Below are 14,708 nucleotides of genomic sequence, written 5' to 3' on the forward strand. Positions count from 1 at the left end.
GGCTCAGGCTCAGGTGGGCTTACTGGGTGGCCCAGGCAGCGAAGCGCTTTTCGAGGGCTTCGCCCTGGTCGGCCCAGAAGCTCACGTTGAACTGCAGGGCTTCCTTGGCGTTGGCAGCCGAGGTGGGCAGGTCGTCCAGCACCTTCTTGTCGAGCTTGGCCAGGGCCTTGCTGTTGGTCGGGCCGTAGGCGATGTTCTGGGCGTACACGGCCTGGTTGGCAGCCTGCAGGCCGAAGGCGATGAACTTTTGCGACAGTTCCTTGTTCGGTGCGCCCTTGGGGATGACCCAGTAGTCCAGGTCGTAAATGCCGCCGGGCCAGTAGATCTTCAGGTTGCGGCCTTCGCGGTTGGCGGCGTCGATGCGGCCGTTGTAGACCGTGCTCAGCACCACGTCACCGGCCACCAGGAACTGGGGCGCCTGGGCGCCGGCTTCCCACCACTGGATGTTGGGCTTGAGTTCGGTCAGCTTCTTGAAGGCGCGGTCGGCGCCTTCCTTGGTGGCCAGCACCTTGTACACGTCGCCGGGCTTCACGCCATCGGCCAGCAAAGCGAATTCGAGGTTGTAACGGGCACCCTTGCGCATGCCGCGCTTGCCAGGGATCTTCTTGGTGTCAAAGAAATCGGCCCAGCTGCTGGGGGCGCTCTTGAGCTTGTCGCCGTTGTAGGCCATCACGGTGGACCACACGAACACGCCCACGCCACACTCGGTGACGGCGGCCGGCAGCAGATCAGCCTTGTCGGCGAGCTTGCTGTAGTCGAGCTTTTCGAACAGGCCTTCGTCGCAGCCGCGCACGGCGTCGGGCGATTCGACTTCCACCACGTCCCAGGTGACCTTCTTGGTTTCGACCATGGCCTTGATCTTGGCCTGCTCACCGTTGTATTCCACCGGCACCACCTTGACGCCGGTCTTTTCGAAGGGCTCGTAATAGGCCTTCTTCTGGGCGTTGGCATTGGCGCCGCCGAAGTTGACGATGGTCAACTGCTGCTCGGCAAAGCTGGGCAGGGCCAGGCAGGCGGCCAGGGCGGCGGCTGCGCAGGGGATCAGGCTCTTTTTCATGGCACGTTTTCCTTTGTTGGAAGTTGAGGTTCTAGAGAGAGGGAGCACGAAAAAAACAGGTGGCCGGGCTCACACCGCGTACAGGCGGGTGGCCGCGGCCGGGAACTCCAGCCGCACCGCCTCACCGGCTTGCGGATGGGGGTTGCTGTCGGCGCGGGTCAGGGGCAGCTTGACGGTGGCTTCGGCCTGGCCCTCGCCCAGCGAGCACAGCAGGCGCAGGTGGTCGCCGTAATAGATCACGCGGGCCACGGTGGCGGCCAGCGAGTTGGGTACCGGCGCGGCCGAGCCCAGGTGCAGCACGATGCGCTCGGGCCGCACACAGGCCTCCACCGCGGCGCCGTTGGCCACGCCGTTCACATTCAGGCCTTGCAGGCGCTGGCCGTCGGCCAGCTGCAGGGTGTCGCCACCTTGCAGGCTGCCCTTGAGCACGGTGCTGTCGCCCACAAAGCCGGCCACAAAGCGGTTGCTCGGGGCCTCGTACAGGTCTTCCACCGGGGCCAGCTGCTGGATCACGCCTTCGTTGAACACGGCCACGCGGTCGCTCATGGTCAGAGCCTCGCCCTGGTCGTGGGTCACGTAGACGAAGGTCACGCCGAGTTGGCGGTGCAGCTCCTTCAGCTCGATCTGCATGTGCTCGCGCAGTTGCTTGTCCAGCGCGCCCAGCGGCTCGTCCATCAGCACCAGCTGCGGCTCGAACACCAGGGCGCGGGCCAGGGCCACGCGCTGCTGCTGGCCGCCCGAGAGGCGGGCCGGCAGGCGATCGGCCATGCCGCCCAGGCGCACCATGTCCAGCGCCTTGGCCACGCGGCGGGCCTGCTCGTCCTTGGGCACCTTGCGCACCGTCAGCGGGTAGGCCACGTTCTGCCCCACGGTGAGGTGGGGAAACAGGGCGTAGTTCTGGAACACCATGCCGAAGTTGCGCTTGTGCGGCGGCGTGCCGGTGATCTGACGGCCGTCCAGCAGGATGTCACCCGCAGTGGGCGACTCGAAGCCGGCCAGCATCATCAGCGTCGTGGTCTTGCCCGAGCCTGAAGGCCCCAGCAGGCTCAGGAATTCGCCGCGCTGGATGTCCAGGTTCAGATCGCGCACCACGAGCTGTTCGCCGTCGTAGGTCTTTTGCACGCCGGAGAAGCGCACCAGGGGTTCTGCTTGAGACATGTTTTTGGGGAAGGCAGAGTAGGGCGTGAAGGATCAGCGCTGAGATTTGAAGCTCTCGGCCAAAATGGCCAGGCCTTCTTCAATCAGGGCATCGGAGGCAGTCAGGGGCACCAGGATGCGGATCACGTTGCCGTAAGTGCCGCAAGACAACAGCACCAGACCGCGGCGGGCGGCTTCGGCCACCACGTTCTTGGTCAGGTTGGCGTCGGGGCGGCTCTTGTCGCCGTTCTCGAACAGCTCGATCGCCACCATGGCGCCCAGGCCGCGCACATCGCCAATCGATGTTTCGCTTTCGGCGATGCGGCGCAAGCCTGCTTGCAAGTTTTGGCCCAGGGTCTTGCTGCGCTCCAGCAGCTTCTCGTCTTCAAAGGCCTGGATCACGGCCAGGGCGGCGGCGCAGGCCACCGGGCTGCCGGCATAGGTGCCGCCCAGGCCGCCGGCGGCGGGGGCGTCGATCACCTCGGCGCGACCCACTACACCCGACAGCGGGAAGCCGCCGGCCAACGACTTGGCGGTGGTGATCAGGTCGGGGGCCACAGGCCATTGCTCGCAGGCAAACCAGGTGCCGGTGCGGCCGGCGCCGGTCTGCACTTCGTCGGCGATCAGCAGGATGCCGTGGCGCTCGGCCAGGGCCTTGAGGCCGGAGATGAACTCGGGCGGGGCCACGTTGAAGCCGCCTTCGCCCTGCACGGGCTCGACGATGAAGGCCGCCACGCGCTGGGGTTCGATGTCGTTCTTGAAGATCAGCTCCACCGAGTGCAGGGCGTCGGCCACGCTCACGCCATGGAGTTCGTTGGGGAACAGGGCGTGGTAGATCTCGCCCGGGAAGGGGCCGAAGCCGACCTTGTAGGGGGCCACTTTGCCGGTCAGGCCCAGGGTCAGGTTGGTGCGGCCGTGGTAGCCACCGGTGAAGGCGATCACGCCGGGGCGGCGGGTGTGGGCACGGGCGATCTTGATGGCGTTTTCAACCGCTTCGGCACCGGTGGTCAGCAGCAGGCTCTTCTTGGCAAAGTCGCCGGGGGCCAGGGTGTTCAGGCGCTCGCACACCTCAACATAGGGTTCGTAGGCCACCACCTGGAAGCAGGTGTGGGTGTAGAGCGCCAGCTGGGCCTGCACGGCGGCGATCACCTGGGGGTGCAGGTGGCCGGTGTTGAGCACGGCGATGCCGCCGGCGAAGTCGATGAAGCGGCGGCCTTCCACGTCCCAGAACTCGGCGTTTTCGGCCTTCTGGATGAAGATCTCATGCGACTGGCCCACGCCGCGGGCGACGGCGGCCTGGCGGCGGGCAAGAAGGGCGGCGTTGGTGAAATGGCGTTCTGACTTCATGGTTCTCTGGCGGTTTGTTGAACAGATGGGCGGACTTTACGGACCGTTTCTGTTTTGAACCATGTACACACACTTCGAGTTTTGGATGCACTGTGCAGGTCGTGTTTCCTGTACATGGAATCCCTGATCTGGTGCCTTGCACCGCTGTGGCGCAAAAGAGGGGCGCTGCGGGCTGCCCATGCGCCGGCCTGGGGCATGAAGGGATTCTGAATCTCGGGTTAACCCTTGGTTTTGCCCGTGATCAAGGCCCCGCTTTGGGGCATTCCCGTACCGGCGGCCTGAATCGGTGTATTGGCGAACTTGGGGGTTAGACTTCTCGTTGGCAATCGCCAGGCCAGTGATCCCCTGGCGCCGTGTTTTTCCGATCCGGGTCCTCTGTTTTTTTGATGCTCACACTCCGTACCGATCTCCAGACCCCACTCGTGAGCCAGATCGTCGATGGCTTGCGTGGCCTGATCGCCGGTCAGGTCATCAAGCCGGGCAGCAAGCTGCCTTCGATCCGGGCCTTTGCCGCAGCCCATGGCGTGAGTGTGTTCACCGTGGTCGAGGCCTATGACCGCCTGGTGGCCCAGGGCTGGCTGGTGTCGCGCGCCAATGCCGGCTTCTTTGTGAAGCGGCGCGACGAGGGCGGGGCCCCTGCGGTGGCCGGACAGGCCCAGCGTGAGGCGCCGCGCTTTGATGCACGCTGGTACCTCAAGCAGATCTTCGAGAACCGCAACCTGCCCATGAAGCCCGGCTGTGGCTGGCTGCCACACGACTGGTTGTTCGGTGACGCGGTTCGGCGCAGCCTGAGGCAGCTCTCCACCGATGGCCCCGAACTGGACGGCTATGGCCTGCCCTCGGGCCACATGGCCTTGCGCATGATGATTGCCGAGTCGCTGGCCGAGCATCAGATCACCGTCGATGCCGACCAGGTGCTGCTCACGCACGGCTCCAGCCAGGCGCTGGACCTGGTGGCGCGCTGCCTGCTCAAGCCCGGCGACGCCGTGCTGGTGGACGACCCGGCCTACCCCAACCTGCTCTACATGCTGCGATTCGCGGGCGCCCAGCTCATCGGCGTGCCGCGCACCCCCACGGGCTACGACCTGCCGGCGCTCGAGGCGCTGGTGCAGCAGCACAAGCCCAAGGCCTTCTTCACCCAGCCCCGGCTGCAAAGCCCGACCTGCTCGCTGGCCTCGGTGGCGCACCTGCACCGGTTGCTGCAACTGGCCGAGCAGCATGATTTCGTGCTGGTCGAAAACGACCTGTACGCCGACATGGACGGCACCTCACGTTCCTCGCTGGCCAGCCTGGACCAGTTGCGCCGGGTGGTCTACATCGGCAGCTATTCCAAGACCATCTCGCCCAATCTGCGCGTGGGCTACCTGCTGGCGCGGCCCGACATGCTGGGCGAGTTCGTGCAGCTCAAGATGGTGGCCGGCCTGACCTCGTCGGACATTGCCGAGCGGGTGACCTTCGGCGTGATCACCGACGGGCGCTGGCGCAAGCACCTCAAGTCGCTGCGCGACCGCCTGGGCGAGGCCCACCGGCAGGTGGGGCGGCGCCTGGACAGCCTGGGCTTTGAGCTGTTCCACGAGCCCGAGGCCGGCATGTACCTGTGGGCCCGCCACCCCGATCTGCCCGACAGCGCCGAGCTGTCCAAGGAGGCCACGGCCGCCGGCATCATGCTCGGGCCGGGGCAGTTGTTCCTGGTCGAGCCGCGGCCCACCGGCTGGCTGCGCTTCAATGTGGCCTTCTGCCAGGACGAGCGCCTGTGGCAGTTTCTGGCCCAGCGCATCGAGCTGGGGCGCCAAGTAGCCCAGTGAGGCCCAGTGAGGCCCGTCCCTGAGGCAGTCGCAGGCCGCCGAATCTTATAATCCGCTGTTTGGCCCGGCACAGTGACCGGGGCCTTCGGCCGGATATCCAACCCGAACCCTCTCTTCGCACCCCATGAGCACACCTATCACCGTCGCCCAGATTCGCAAGACCTTCCTCGATTTCTTCGCCTCCAAGGGGCACACCGTGGTGGCGTCGAGCTCGCTGGTGCCGGGCAACGACCCGACGCTGATGTTCACCAACTCGGGCATGGTGCAGTTCAAGGACGTGTTCCTGGGCACCGACAAGCGCCCCTATGTGCGTGCGGCCTCCGTCCAGGCCTGCCTGCGTGCCGGCGGCAAGCACAACGACCTGGAAAACGTGGGTTACACCGCGCGCCACCACACCTTCTTCGAAATGCTGGGCAACTGGAGCTTTGGCGACTATTTCAAGCGCGAGTCGCTGAAGTGGGCCTGGGAGCTGCTGACCGAGGTCTACAAGCTGCCGGCCGACAAGCTGTGGGCCACCGTGTACATCGACGACGATGAGGCCTACGACATCTGGACGAAGGAAATCGGCCTGCCGCCCGAGCGCGTGGTGCGCATCGGTGACAACAAGGGCGCCAAGTACGCCTCCGACAACTTCTGGATGATGGCCGACACCGGCCCCTGCGGCCCCTGCAGCGAGATCTTCTACGACCACGGCCCCGAAATCCCGGGCGGCCCTCCGGGCAGCCCCGACGCCGACGGCGACCGCTACATCGAGATCTGGAACAACGTGTTCATGCAGTTCGACATGCAGCCTGACGGCTCGGTCAAGCCGCTGCCGGCCCCCTGCGTGGACACCGGCATGGGCCTGGAGCGCCTGGCCGCCATCCTGCAGCACGTGCACAGCAACTACGAGATCGACATCTTCGACACGCTGATCAAGGCCGCCTCGCGCGAAACCGGCGAGAAAGACCTGGGCAACAAGAGCCTGCGCGTGATCGCCGACCACATCCGTGCCACCGCCTTCCTGGTCAGCGATGGCGTGATCCCCTCCAACGAAGGCCGCGGCTACGTGCAGCGCCGCATCGTGCGCCGTGCCATCCGCCACGGCTACAAGCTGGGCCAGAAGACCCCGTTCTTCCACAAGCTGGTCAAAGACCTGGTGGCGCTGATGGGCGACGCCTACCCCAAGCTCAAGAGCGACGAGGCCCGCATCACCGAAGTGCTGAAGGCCGAAGAAGAGCGCTTCTTCGAGACCCTGGCCAATGGCATGGAAATCCTGGACGCCGCGCTGGCTGACGGCAGCAAGACCCTGCCGGGCGAGGTGGCCTTCAAGCTGCACGACACCTACGGCTTCCCGCTCGACCTGTCGGCCGACGTGTGCCGCGAGCGCGATGTGGCGGTCGATGAAGACGGCTTCAAGCTGGCCATGGACAAGCAAAAGGCCCAGGCCCGCGCGGCCGGCAAGTTCAAGATGGACCGCGCCCTGGAGTACACCGGCGCCGGCAACACCTTTGTGGGCTACGACAAGCTCGAAGCCCCGGCCAAGGTGGTGGCCCTGTACGTGGACGGCACGCCGGCCGCCGAACTGAAGGCTGGCCAGACCGGTGTGGTGGTGCTGGACACCACCCCCTTCTACGCCGAAAGCGGTGGTCAGGTGGGCGATGAAGGCGTGATCAGCAGCGGCTCGGCCACCTTTGCCGTGGGCGACACCCTGAAGATCAAGGCCGATGTGTTCGGCCACCACGGCACGCTGGAGGCCGGCACCCTGGCCGTGGGCGACCACGTGACAGCGGCCGTGGACACGGCCGTGCGCGCCGCCACCATGCGCAACCACTCGGTCACCCACATCATGCACAAGGCCTTGCGCGAAGTGCTGGGCGATCACGTGCAACAAAAGGGCTCGCTGGTCAACGCCGAGCGCACCCGTTTCGACTTTGCCCACAATGCCCCGGTGACCGATGCACAGATCCGTGCCATCGAGGCCCAGGTGAATGCCGAGATCCTCGCCAACGCGCCGACGCAGGCGCGGGTGATGGACATCGAGTCGGCCCAGAAGACCGGCGCCATGATGCTGTTCGGCGAAAAATACGGTGAGACCGTGCGCGTGCTCGACATCGGCAGCAGCCGCGAACTGTGCGGTGGCACCCACGTGCAGCGCACGGGCGACATCGGCCTGTTCAAGGTGGTGGCCGAGAGCGGCGTGGCCGCGGGCGTGCGCCGCATTGAAGCCGTCACCGGCGCCAATGCGCTGGCCTACCTGCAAGACCTCGAAGCCACGGTGCACCAGGCTGCAGGCACTTTGAAGGCCCCGGCTGCCGAGCTGCAAGGCCGCATCACCCAGGTGCTGGACCAGGTCAAGACCCTTGAGAAGGAAGTGGCGGCGCTCAAGGGCAAGCTGGCTTCTTCGCAAGGCGACGAGCTGATGGGCCAGGCGGTGGACGTCAAGGGCATCAAGGTGCTGGCCGCCTTGCTCGACGGCGCCGATGCCAAGACCCTGCGCGACACCCTGGACAAGCTCAAAGACAAGCTCAAGACCGCCGCCATCGTGCTGGCCGCCGTGGACGGTGGCAAGGTGCAATTGGCTGCCGGCGTCACGGCCGACAGCGTGGGCAAGGTCAAGGCCGGCGAACTGGTCAACTTTGTGGCCCAGCAAGTGGGCGGCAAGGGCGGCGGCAAGCCTGACATGGCCATGGCGGGCGGCACCGATGCCTCCGGCCTGGCCAAGGCCCTGGCCTCGGTGCAGGCCTGGGTGGCCGAGCGCGCCTGAGGCGGCTCAGGGCAGGGAGGCTGCCGGGGTTCTTCATCCCCGTGAAGAGCCCCAGGCCTGCAGGGCTGGGGCTTGCCCTGTGGCGCCCCTGGCCTCCGTGCCCATAATGCGGCCCATGGCCTTGCGCCTTCCTCGCCCTTGCTATTGCACTTGCCCTTTTAAACCTTGCCGGGGCAAGGGGCAGACCCTCTCATGGATCCCTGTCGTGCCTGCCGCTCTGTACCGCCTCTTTCTGCTGCTGCTGATCGCGCTGGGCCTGCTCGGGCCGGCGCAGGCCGTGTCGGTGACTTTCATCAACCCGGGGCGCAGCAACGAAGCCTATTGGGTGGCGGCCGCCTCGGCGATGGTGCAGGCAGCACGCAGCCTGGGCCTGCAGCTGGAGGTGAAGTTCGCCGAGCGTGATCACCTCAAGGCGCTGGAGATCGCGGCATCGCTGGCCGCCCGCCCGGTTGCCCAGAGACCGGACTACGTGGTGTTCTCCAATGACTATGCGACGGGGCCCGAGATCCTGCGCCTGCTGAACGGCTCGGGCATCAAGGCCATGATGGCCTTCAGTGGCATCCATGGTGCAGACCGCCGTCTGACCGGTGGTCCGCGTGAAAAGTACGATTTCTGGTTGGGCACCCTGGAGCCCCGGGCCGAGGATGCGGGTTACCTCACCGCCAAGATGTTGATCGAGAAGGGCCGTGCTGCGCAGTTGCGGGGGGCTGACGGCCTGCTGCACGTGATCGCCATCGCTGGCGACCGCTCCACGCCCAGTTCGGCGGCCCGCAATGCCGGTCTGCAACGCGCCCTGGCCGAGGCCTCCGATGTGGTGCTGGACCAGATCGTGTATGCCAACTGGAGCCGCGAGACGGCCTTGAACAAGTCGCGGTGGCTGGTGCGCAGGCACCCGGACGCGCGCCTGGTCTGGGCAGGCAGTGACCAGATGGCCTTTGGCGCCATGCAGGCCTGGCGGGAGCACGCCGATGTGCCGGGCAAGGACGTGCTGTTCAGCGGCGTCAACACCTCCACCGAAGCCCTCAAGGCGGTGCGCTCAGGCGAACTCTCCGCGCTGGCGGGGGGGCATTTCATGGCGGGTGCCTGGGCGCTGGTCATGATCCACGACCATGCCAAAGGGCGTGACTTCGCCCCATCGGAAGGCCTGGAGTTGGTGCTGCCCATGTTCATCCTTTTCACGCCGCCATTGGCGGAGCGCTTCATGCAACGGTTTGCGGGCGACCACACGGTGCTGGATTTCAGGCGCTACAGCCGGGTGCTGAATCCGCGCCTGACCCATTACGATTTTGACGTTGGCGACCTGTTACGCTAAGCCGACATGTCTTTGAATCAGCCTCATTACCGTTCGATCGCCGCGACGCTGATCCGGCGCATCGTGCTGCTGGCCGGGCTTTGCCTGCTGGCCATGACCTTGCTGCAAGCCGGCCTGGCGTACCGCAGCAGCCAGGCACAGGTGGAGCATGCGGTCTCCGAAATCGCCGACAACAGCCTGCCGATGCTGTCGCTGTCGCTGTGGGACATCGAGCCCGAGGTGATCCAGCGCCAGATGAACTGGCTGGCGGGTCTGCCCGAGATCGGCCGCGCCCGGGTGCTGGCCAGCACCGGCCAGGTCTTCGAGGCGGGCGCCCTGTCGTCCGAGGTAGGGGGCGATACGCCGCCGACGCACATGCTTGAGATCGTGTCGCCTCAGGGCGGCAAGCCCGTGGGCCAGTTGCAGCTCTGGGTTGATCCGGGCTATCTGTACCACCAGATCCTGGCCAACACGCTGACCATTGCGGCAGGCTACGGCGTCTTCACGGCCTTGCTCTGCCTGGTCGTGGCCTGGATGCTGCGGCGTGACCTGCAGCAACCCCTGCAGCAGATTGCGCGCTTCGCCTCTGAACTCAAGCCGCAGGAGATCTCACGCCCGCTGGTCCTGGACCGGGCCCGCAGTGATCACCTCGATGAGATCGACCTGGTGACCCAGGGCTTTCGCCAGCTTCAGGGTGAGCTGCAAAGCCACATCGCCAACCTTGATGGCCTGGTGGCCGAGCGGACCCAGCAATTGGAGAAGCTGATCGGCGAGGTGCACCGGCTGTCGATCACCGATGCGCTGACCGGGTGTTTCAACCGCCGCGTGATCGAGGAGCGTCTGCCTTCAGAGATCGAGCGGGCGCGTCGTTATGGGCGGCCTCTGTCGGTGATCTTTGCCGATATCGACCATTTCAAGACCATCAACGACACCCACGGCCACGCGGCAGGCGATGCCGTGCTGCGCGACTTTGGCACCTTGCTGCTGGGCCAGTTGCGCAACCAGGTTGACTGGGTGGCCCGCTATGGTGGTGAGGAATTTCTGATTGTGCTGCCCGAGAGTGACCTGGTGCATGCGCGCCAGGCGGCTGAGCGCCTGCGCGAATTCGTCGCCTCCCAGCCTGCGATCTGGGAGGGCATGGTCATTGCGCGCACCGCCAGCTTCGGCGTGGCCCAGTGCGGACCGGACGAGGGGGTGGCTGACTTGCTCGCCCGCGCCGATGCCATGCTCTACCACGCCAAGAACGAAGGGCGTGACCGCGTCGAAGTGAGCGGTTGATCTGCCCCAGGCTGGGCAGGTGCGGGGCGGTCGATTCGGGATCAGGTCTTGTAGCTGGGATCCAGGCGTTCCAGCTTGCGCAGCAACGAGGGCCAGACAAACTGGCCTCCCAGGCCGCTGGTCTGGACTTTCATCGCGTGCGCCACGCCGTCGAGGATGGCGGGGTTGACCGAGACCACCTCACTGCCGCCGGCCAGCGCGTCGATCTGGATCCGGCAGGTGTTCTCGAAGGTGTACATGGCCAGAAAGGCCTCCGGGATGTTGCGCCCCACGGTCAAGAGCCCGTGGTTGCGCAGCACCAGGTAGTTGGCGGTGCCGAGATCGGCTTGCAGCCGGGTTTTCTCATCGTCGCGGATCGCCACCCCTTCGTAGTCGTGGTAGGCCAGCGAGCTCAGCACGAAGGTGGATTGCTGGCTCAGCGGCAGGATGCCGTGCTTTTGCGCGCTCACCCCCACGCCCGCCCGGGTATGGGTGTGCAGCACGCAGCCGGCCTCGGGCCGGGCTTCGTGGATGGCACTGTGGATCACGAAACCCGCCGGGTTGACCGGGAAGGGGCTGTCGTGCAGCTTGTTGCACTGCATGTCCACCTTGACCAGGCTGGAGGCCGTGATCTCATCGAACATCAGGCCATAGGGGTTGATCAGGAACTGGTGTTCATCGCCCGCCACCGAGCTGGGCAGCTTGGCACTGATGTGGGTGAATACCAGATCGCTCCAGCCATAGGCTGCCACCAGGCGGTAGCAGGCGGCCAGATCGACACGCAATTGCCATTCTTCGGCACTGACCTGCTGCTGCAGGGAGGGGATGTTCATGGTTTCTCCTGAAGAGCCCCCGATGGGGGTGCCGCATCTTGCCCCAGGCCTGCGCCAGCCCATGTCAAGGATTTGACAGTGCCTGGCCGGTCTTGTGCCGACCGCTTGGTCGGAGCTTGATGGGCATCAATGTGACAACAGGCCCCATCCCTAGAATCCGCCCCTGGCGTCCATTTACCCACCATGCTCCGTCCCATCACCTCCCGCTGGCTGTTGCTGATGGCCTTGTGCCTGGCGCTGACGATGGCAGGCTTGTCGGTGCACTGGGCGCGCACCGATCTGCGTGAGACCTGGGTGCGGGTGGCCGAGCACGATGCAAGAGTCCTGTCCCAGTTGAGCCATGAACTGGCGCGCAACGTGAGCCAGGGCGACCGCCTGCTCAGGGCTGTCCGCGATGATTGGCAAGACCCGGGGCTGCAGCGCTTGGGCCCTGAGCTGCGTCAGCGCCTGCTGTTCAAGCAGGGGGTCGCCGAGCCCGTCTTTGCGGCCACCCTGGTGCTGGACGCGACAGGCCGCGCCGTCGCTGACAGCGCAGGGTTGACGGCTCGCCCTGTGGTGGCCACGGAGCGCGACTATTTTCAGATGCAAGGGCGCGCCGACCATGACGCGCTCTACATCAGCCACCCCTTTGTCAGCCAACTCAAAAAAATCCCCTCTCTGGCACTGAGTCGGCGGCTGCAGGATGAACAGGGCCGCTTTGCGGGTGTCGTGGTGGGCCTGGTGCCACTGGCCCAATGGCAGGGGCTGCTGGACGGCGCGGCCCTGGAGGACGACTCGATGCTCTGGCTGGAACACCGCGACGGCACGCGGCTGGCCGGGGCTGCCAGCCCTGGGGGCAACTCGCTCAGTGGCAGTCTCAATTGGCCGGAGCAGGGCCCGCAGGGGCCCGCAAGCCTGGGCAGCTTTCGTTCGGATCTGGCGGGCGATGGCGTGCCCCGTCTGGTCAGCTACCTGCAGCTCGATGACGCACCCTTGCGCTTGGTGCTGATGCGCCCGGTGAGCGTGGTCGAGTCGCGCTGGTGGCAGCGCGTGGCCAGCACGGGCGGCGTGACCCTGTTGTTGGTGGCGGGTTGCCTGGGCCTGGTGCTGTTGTTCGAGCGCGAGCTGCGGCATCGCCAGCAGGTATCGCAGTTGCTGGCGCATGCCGAAGGGCACTTGCGAACCATCGTCAACCACCTGCCGTCCCTGATCAGCTACTGGGACCGGGACTTGCGCAACCTGTTTGCCAACCACCTGCACCGCGACCTGTTCGGCCTGCTGCCCGAGGTGTTGCGCGGGCAGACCCTGCCCGATGTGGTCGGCCCAGCCCTGATGCACCGCTATGGCCCCTACATCCAGCTGGCCCTGGCGGGTGAAGCGCAAACTTTCGAGTGGCCCGTCAAGCTGCCCGATGGTCTGCTGCGCACCCTGCTGGTGTCCTTGGCCCCGGATCTCCGGGACGGGCGGGTGGCGGGCATTTTTGCCCAGCTGATGGACATCACCGACCGCAAGCAGGCCGAAAGCCAGGTGTTCGAGGAAAAGGAGCGCTTCCGGGTCACACTGAGCTCAATCGGCGATGCGGTGATCACGGTGGATGTGGCCGGGCGGGTGACCTACCTCAACCCGGTCGCAGAGTTGATGACGGATTGGCGCCTCGACCTGGCGCGCGGTGAACCGGTGGAGGCGGTGATGCCCATCGTCAACTCGGTTGACGGCAGCCCTTTGCGCAACCCGGTGCGGCTTGCGCTGGAGTTGCAGGACACCGTGGGCCTGGCGGCCGACACGGCCCTGGTCAGGCGCGATGGTCAGCGCTTTGACATCGAAGACTCCGCCGCGCCGATCAAGGACCGGCACGGCGAGATCATCGGTGCGGTGATGGTGTTCCACGATGTCAGCGAGATGCGTTCGATGGCCATCCGCATGGCCCACCTGGCCCAGCATGATGCGCTGACGGGCCTGCCCAACCGGCTGATGCTTTACGACCGGGCCGAGCAGGCCATCCGGCTCGCAGAGCGCGAGCAGGAGCAGGTGGCGGTGATGTACCTCGATCTGGACCGCTTCAAGACCGTCAACGACTCACTGGGCCATGAGGTGGGCGACCGCCTGCTGGTGGACTTCGCGCGGCGCCTGTCCAGCGCCATGCGCCATTCCGATACCCTGAGCCGCCAGGGCGGTGACGAATTCGTGATCTTGCAGACCGGCCTGAAGGATGCGACCCAGGCCAGCCAGTTGGCCCGCAAGCTGCTGCGCCTGTGCAGCGAGCCCTTCGTGGTGCAGGGCCGGGAGCTCAATGTGTCCGTGACCATCGGCATCGCCCTGTTCCCGGCCGATGGCAGCAACTTCGATGAATTGGCCAAGCACGCCGATGCCGCGCTCTATGCGGCCAAGAATGCCGGGCGCAACCGCTTCCATTACTTCACGCGTGAGCTGGGGGTGGCGGCCCATCTGCGCCTGCAGCAGGAGCAGGCGCTGAAGGCGGCCCTGGGGCATGGCGAGATCTTTCTCGAGTACCAGCCCAAGGTCGATTTCAGCGCCGACCAGGTCGTCGGGGTGGAGGCGCTGGCGCGCTGGTCCTGGTCGGGGCAGCGCGTGTCGCCGGCCCAGTTCATCCCGGTGGCCGAAGAAAGCGGGCAGATCATCGAGATCGGGCGCCACATCCTGCGCATGGCCTGTGAAGAGGCCAGCCGGCTGTGCGGTCTGGGCCTGCTCAGGGCGCCGATGGCGGTCAATGCCTCGATCCGACAGCTGGCCGATCCAGGCTTTGTGACCGAGGTACAGCAGGTGTTGCAGCGCACCGGCCTGCCGCCGGCCCTGCTGGAGATCGAGGTCACCGAAAGCGGTCTGATGCAGAACATGGAGGCCATGGCCGGGGTGCTGCATGCCCTCAAGGCGCTGGGGGTGCGCATCGCCATCGATGACTTCGGCACCGGCTACTCCAGCCTGGCCTACCTGGCGAGTCTGCCGGTGGACGTGCTGAAGATCGACAAGTCCTTTGTCGATGCCTACCAGGCCAGCCCGAAGAACATGGCCATCATCACGGCCATCATCGATTTGGCGCATCACCTCCAACTGGAGGTGATCGCAGAGGGCGTGGAAAGCCGGGAGCAGGCAGATTTTCTGGTCGCCTTCGGCTGCTGCAACATGCAGGGCTATTACTTCAGCAAACCCGTGTCGGCAACAGACCTGCAAACCTGGTGTGAGACCCGCGCCAGCCTGCAGGTCTGAGGTTCAGGCCTGAGGCGCAGACCCGGGGTGC

General features: G+C 65.9%; 9 protein-coding genes. 5 read left to right on the forward strand and 4 right to left on the reverse strand.

Translation table 11 applies throughout. The features are described 5' to 3' along the window. Nucleotides 1-19: 19 nt before the first annotated feature. From L880_RS0102900 to gabT, 3 genes are all read right to left on the reverse strand, one after another. Nucleotides 20-1,057: an ABC transporter substrate-binding protein gene (locus L880_RS0102900; RefSeq protein WP_027474385.1), complete on the reverse strand. Its 1,038-nt coding sequence runs from the start codon at nt 1,055-1,057 to the stop codon at nt 20-22. Nucleotides 1,058-1,126: 69 nt separating this feature from the next. Beyond that, nucleotides 1,127-2,215 carry an ABC transporter ATP-binding protein gene (locus L880_RS0102905; RefSeq protein WP_027474386.1) on the reverse strand — a complete coding sequence of 363 codons (1,089 nt, stop codon included), beginning with the start codon at nt 2,213-2,215 and terminating at the stop codon, nt 1,127-1,129. A 33-nt stretch (nt 2,216-2,248) separates the two neighbouring features. Continuing rightward, nucleotides 2,249-3,541: a 4-aminobutyrate--2-oxoglutarate transaminase gene (gabT, locus tag L880_RS0102910; RefSeq protein WP_027474387.1), complete on the reverse strand. Its 1,293-nt coding sequence runs from the start codon at nt 3,539-3,541 to the stop codon at nt 2,249-2,251. Between the two features lie 386 nt (nt 3,542-3,927). Here gabT and L880_RS0102915 point away from each other — a divergent pair, with 386 nt between their 5' ends. The 4 genes from L880_RS0102915 to L880_RS0102930 all read left to right on the forward strand — a co-directional run bounded on the left by L880_RS0102915 (nt 3,928) and on the right by L880_RS0102930 (nt 10,661). After that, a complete protein-coding gene (locus L880_RS0102915) occupies nt 3,928-5,346 on the forward strand; it encodes an aminotransferase-like domain-containing protein (RefSeq protein WP_027474388.1) in 1,419 nt (472 codons plus the stop codon). 124 nt (nt 5,347-5,470) lie between these two features. Beyond that, nucleotides 5,471-8,092, forward strand: coding sequence for an alanine--tRNA ligase (gene alaS / locus L880_RS0102920; protein WP_027474389.1), 2,622 nt, complete (start codon nt 5,471-5,473; stop codon nt 8,090-8,092). A 205-nt stretch (nt 8,093-8,297) separates the two neighbouring features. Next, nucleotides 8,298-9,404, forward strand: coding sequence for an ABC transporter substrate-binding protein (locus L880_RS0102925; protein WP_084460967.1), 1,107 nt, complete (start codon nt 8,298-8,300; stop codon nt 9,402-9,404). Between the two features lie 6 nt (nt 9,405-9,410). Then, complete coding sequence (locus L880_RS0102930; RefSeq protein ID WP_043328375.1) at nt 9,411-10,661, forward strand: sensor domain-containing diguanylate cyclase; 1,251 nt, start codon at nt 9,411-9,413, stop codon at nt 10,659-10,661. Nucleotides 10,662-10,702: 41 nt separating this feature from the next. Here L880_RS0102930 and L880_RS0102935 read toward each other — a convergent pair whose 3' ends face one another. Further along, nucleotides 10,703-11,473, reverse strand: a complete 771-nt coding sequence (locus tag L880_RS0102935; protein ID WP_027474392.1) for a class II aldolase/adducin family protein — start codon at nt 11,471-11,473, stop codon at nt 10,703-10,705. A gap of 183 nt (nt 11,474-11,656) precedes the next feature. On the opposite strand from L880_RS0102935, the gene L880_RS34170 reads away from it, so the two are divergent. Further along, the gene (locus tag L880_RS34170) at nt 11,657-14,677 is read left to right on the forward strand and encodes a bifunctional diguanylate cyclase/phosphodiesterase (RefSeq protein ID WP_051443016.1); all 3,021 of its coding nucleotides are present in this window, start codon (nt 11,657-11,659) and stop codon (nt 14,675-14,677) included. Nucleotides 14,678-14,708: the final 31 nt, after the last annotated feature.

It is taken from the genome of Curvibacter gracilis ATCC BAA-807 (assembly GCF_000518645.1).
Classification (GTDB): Bacteria; Pseudomonadota; Gammaproteobacteria; order Burkholderiales; family Burkholderiaceae_C; genus Curvibacter; species Curvibacter gracilis.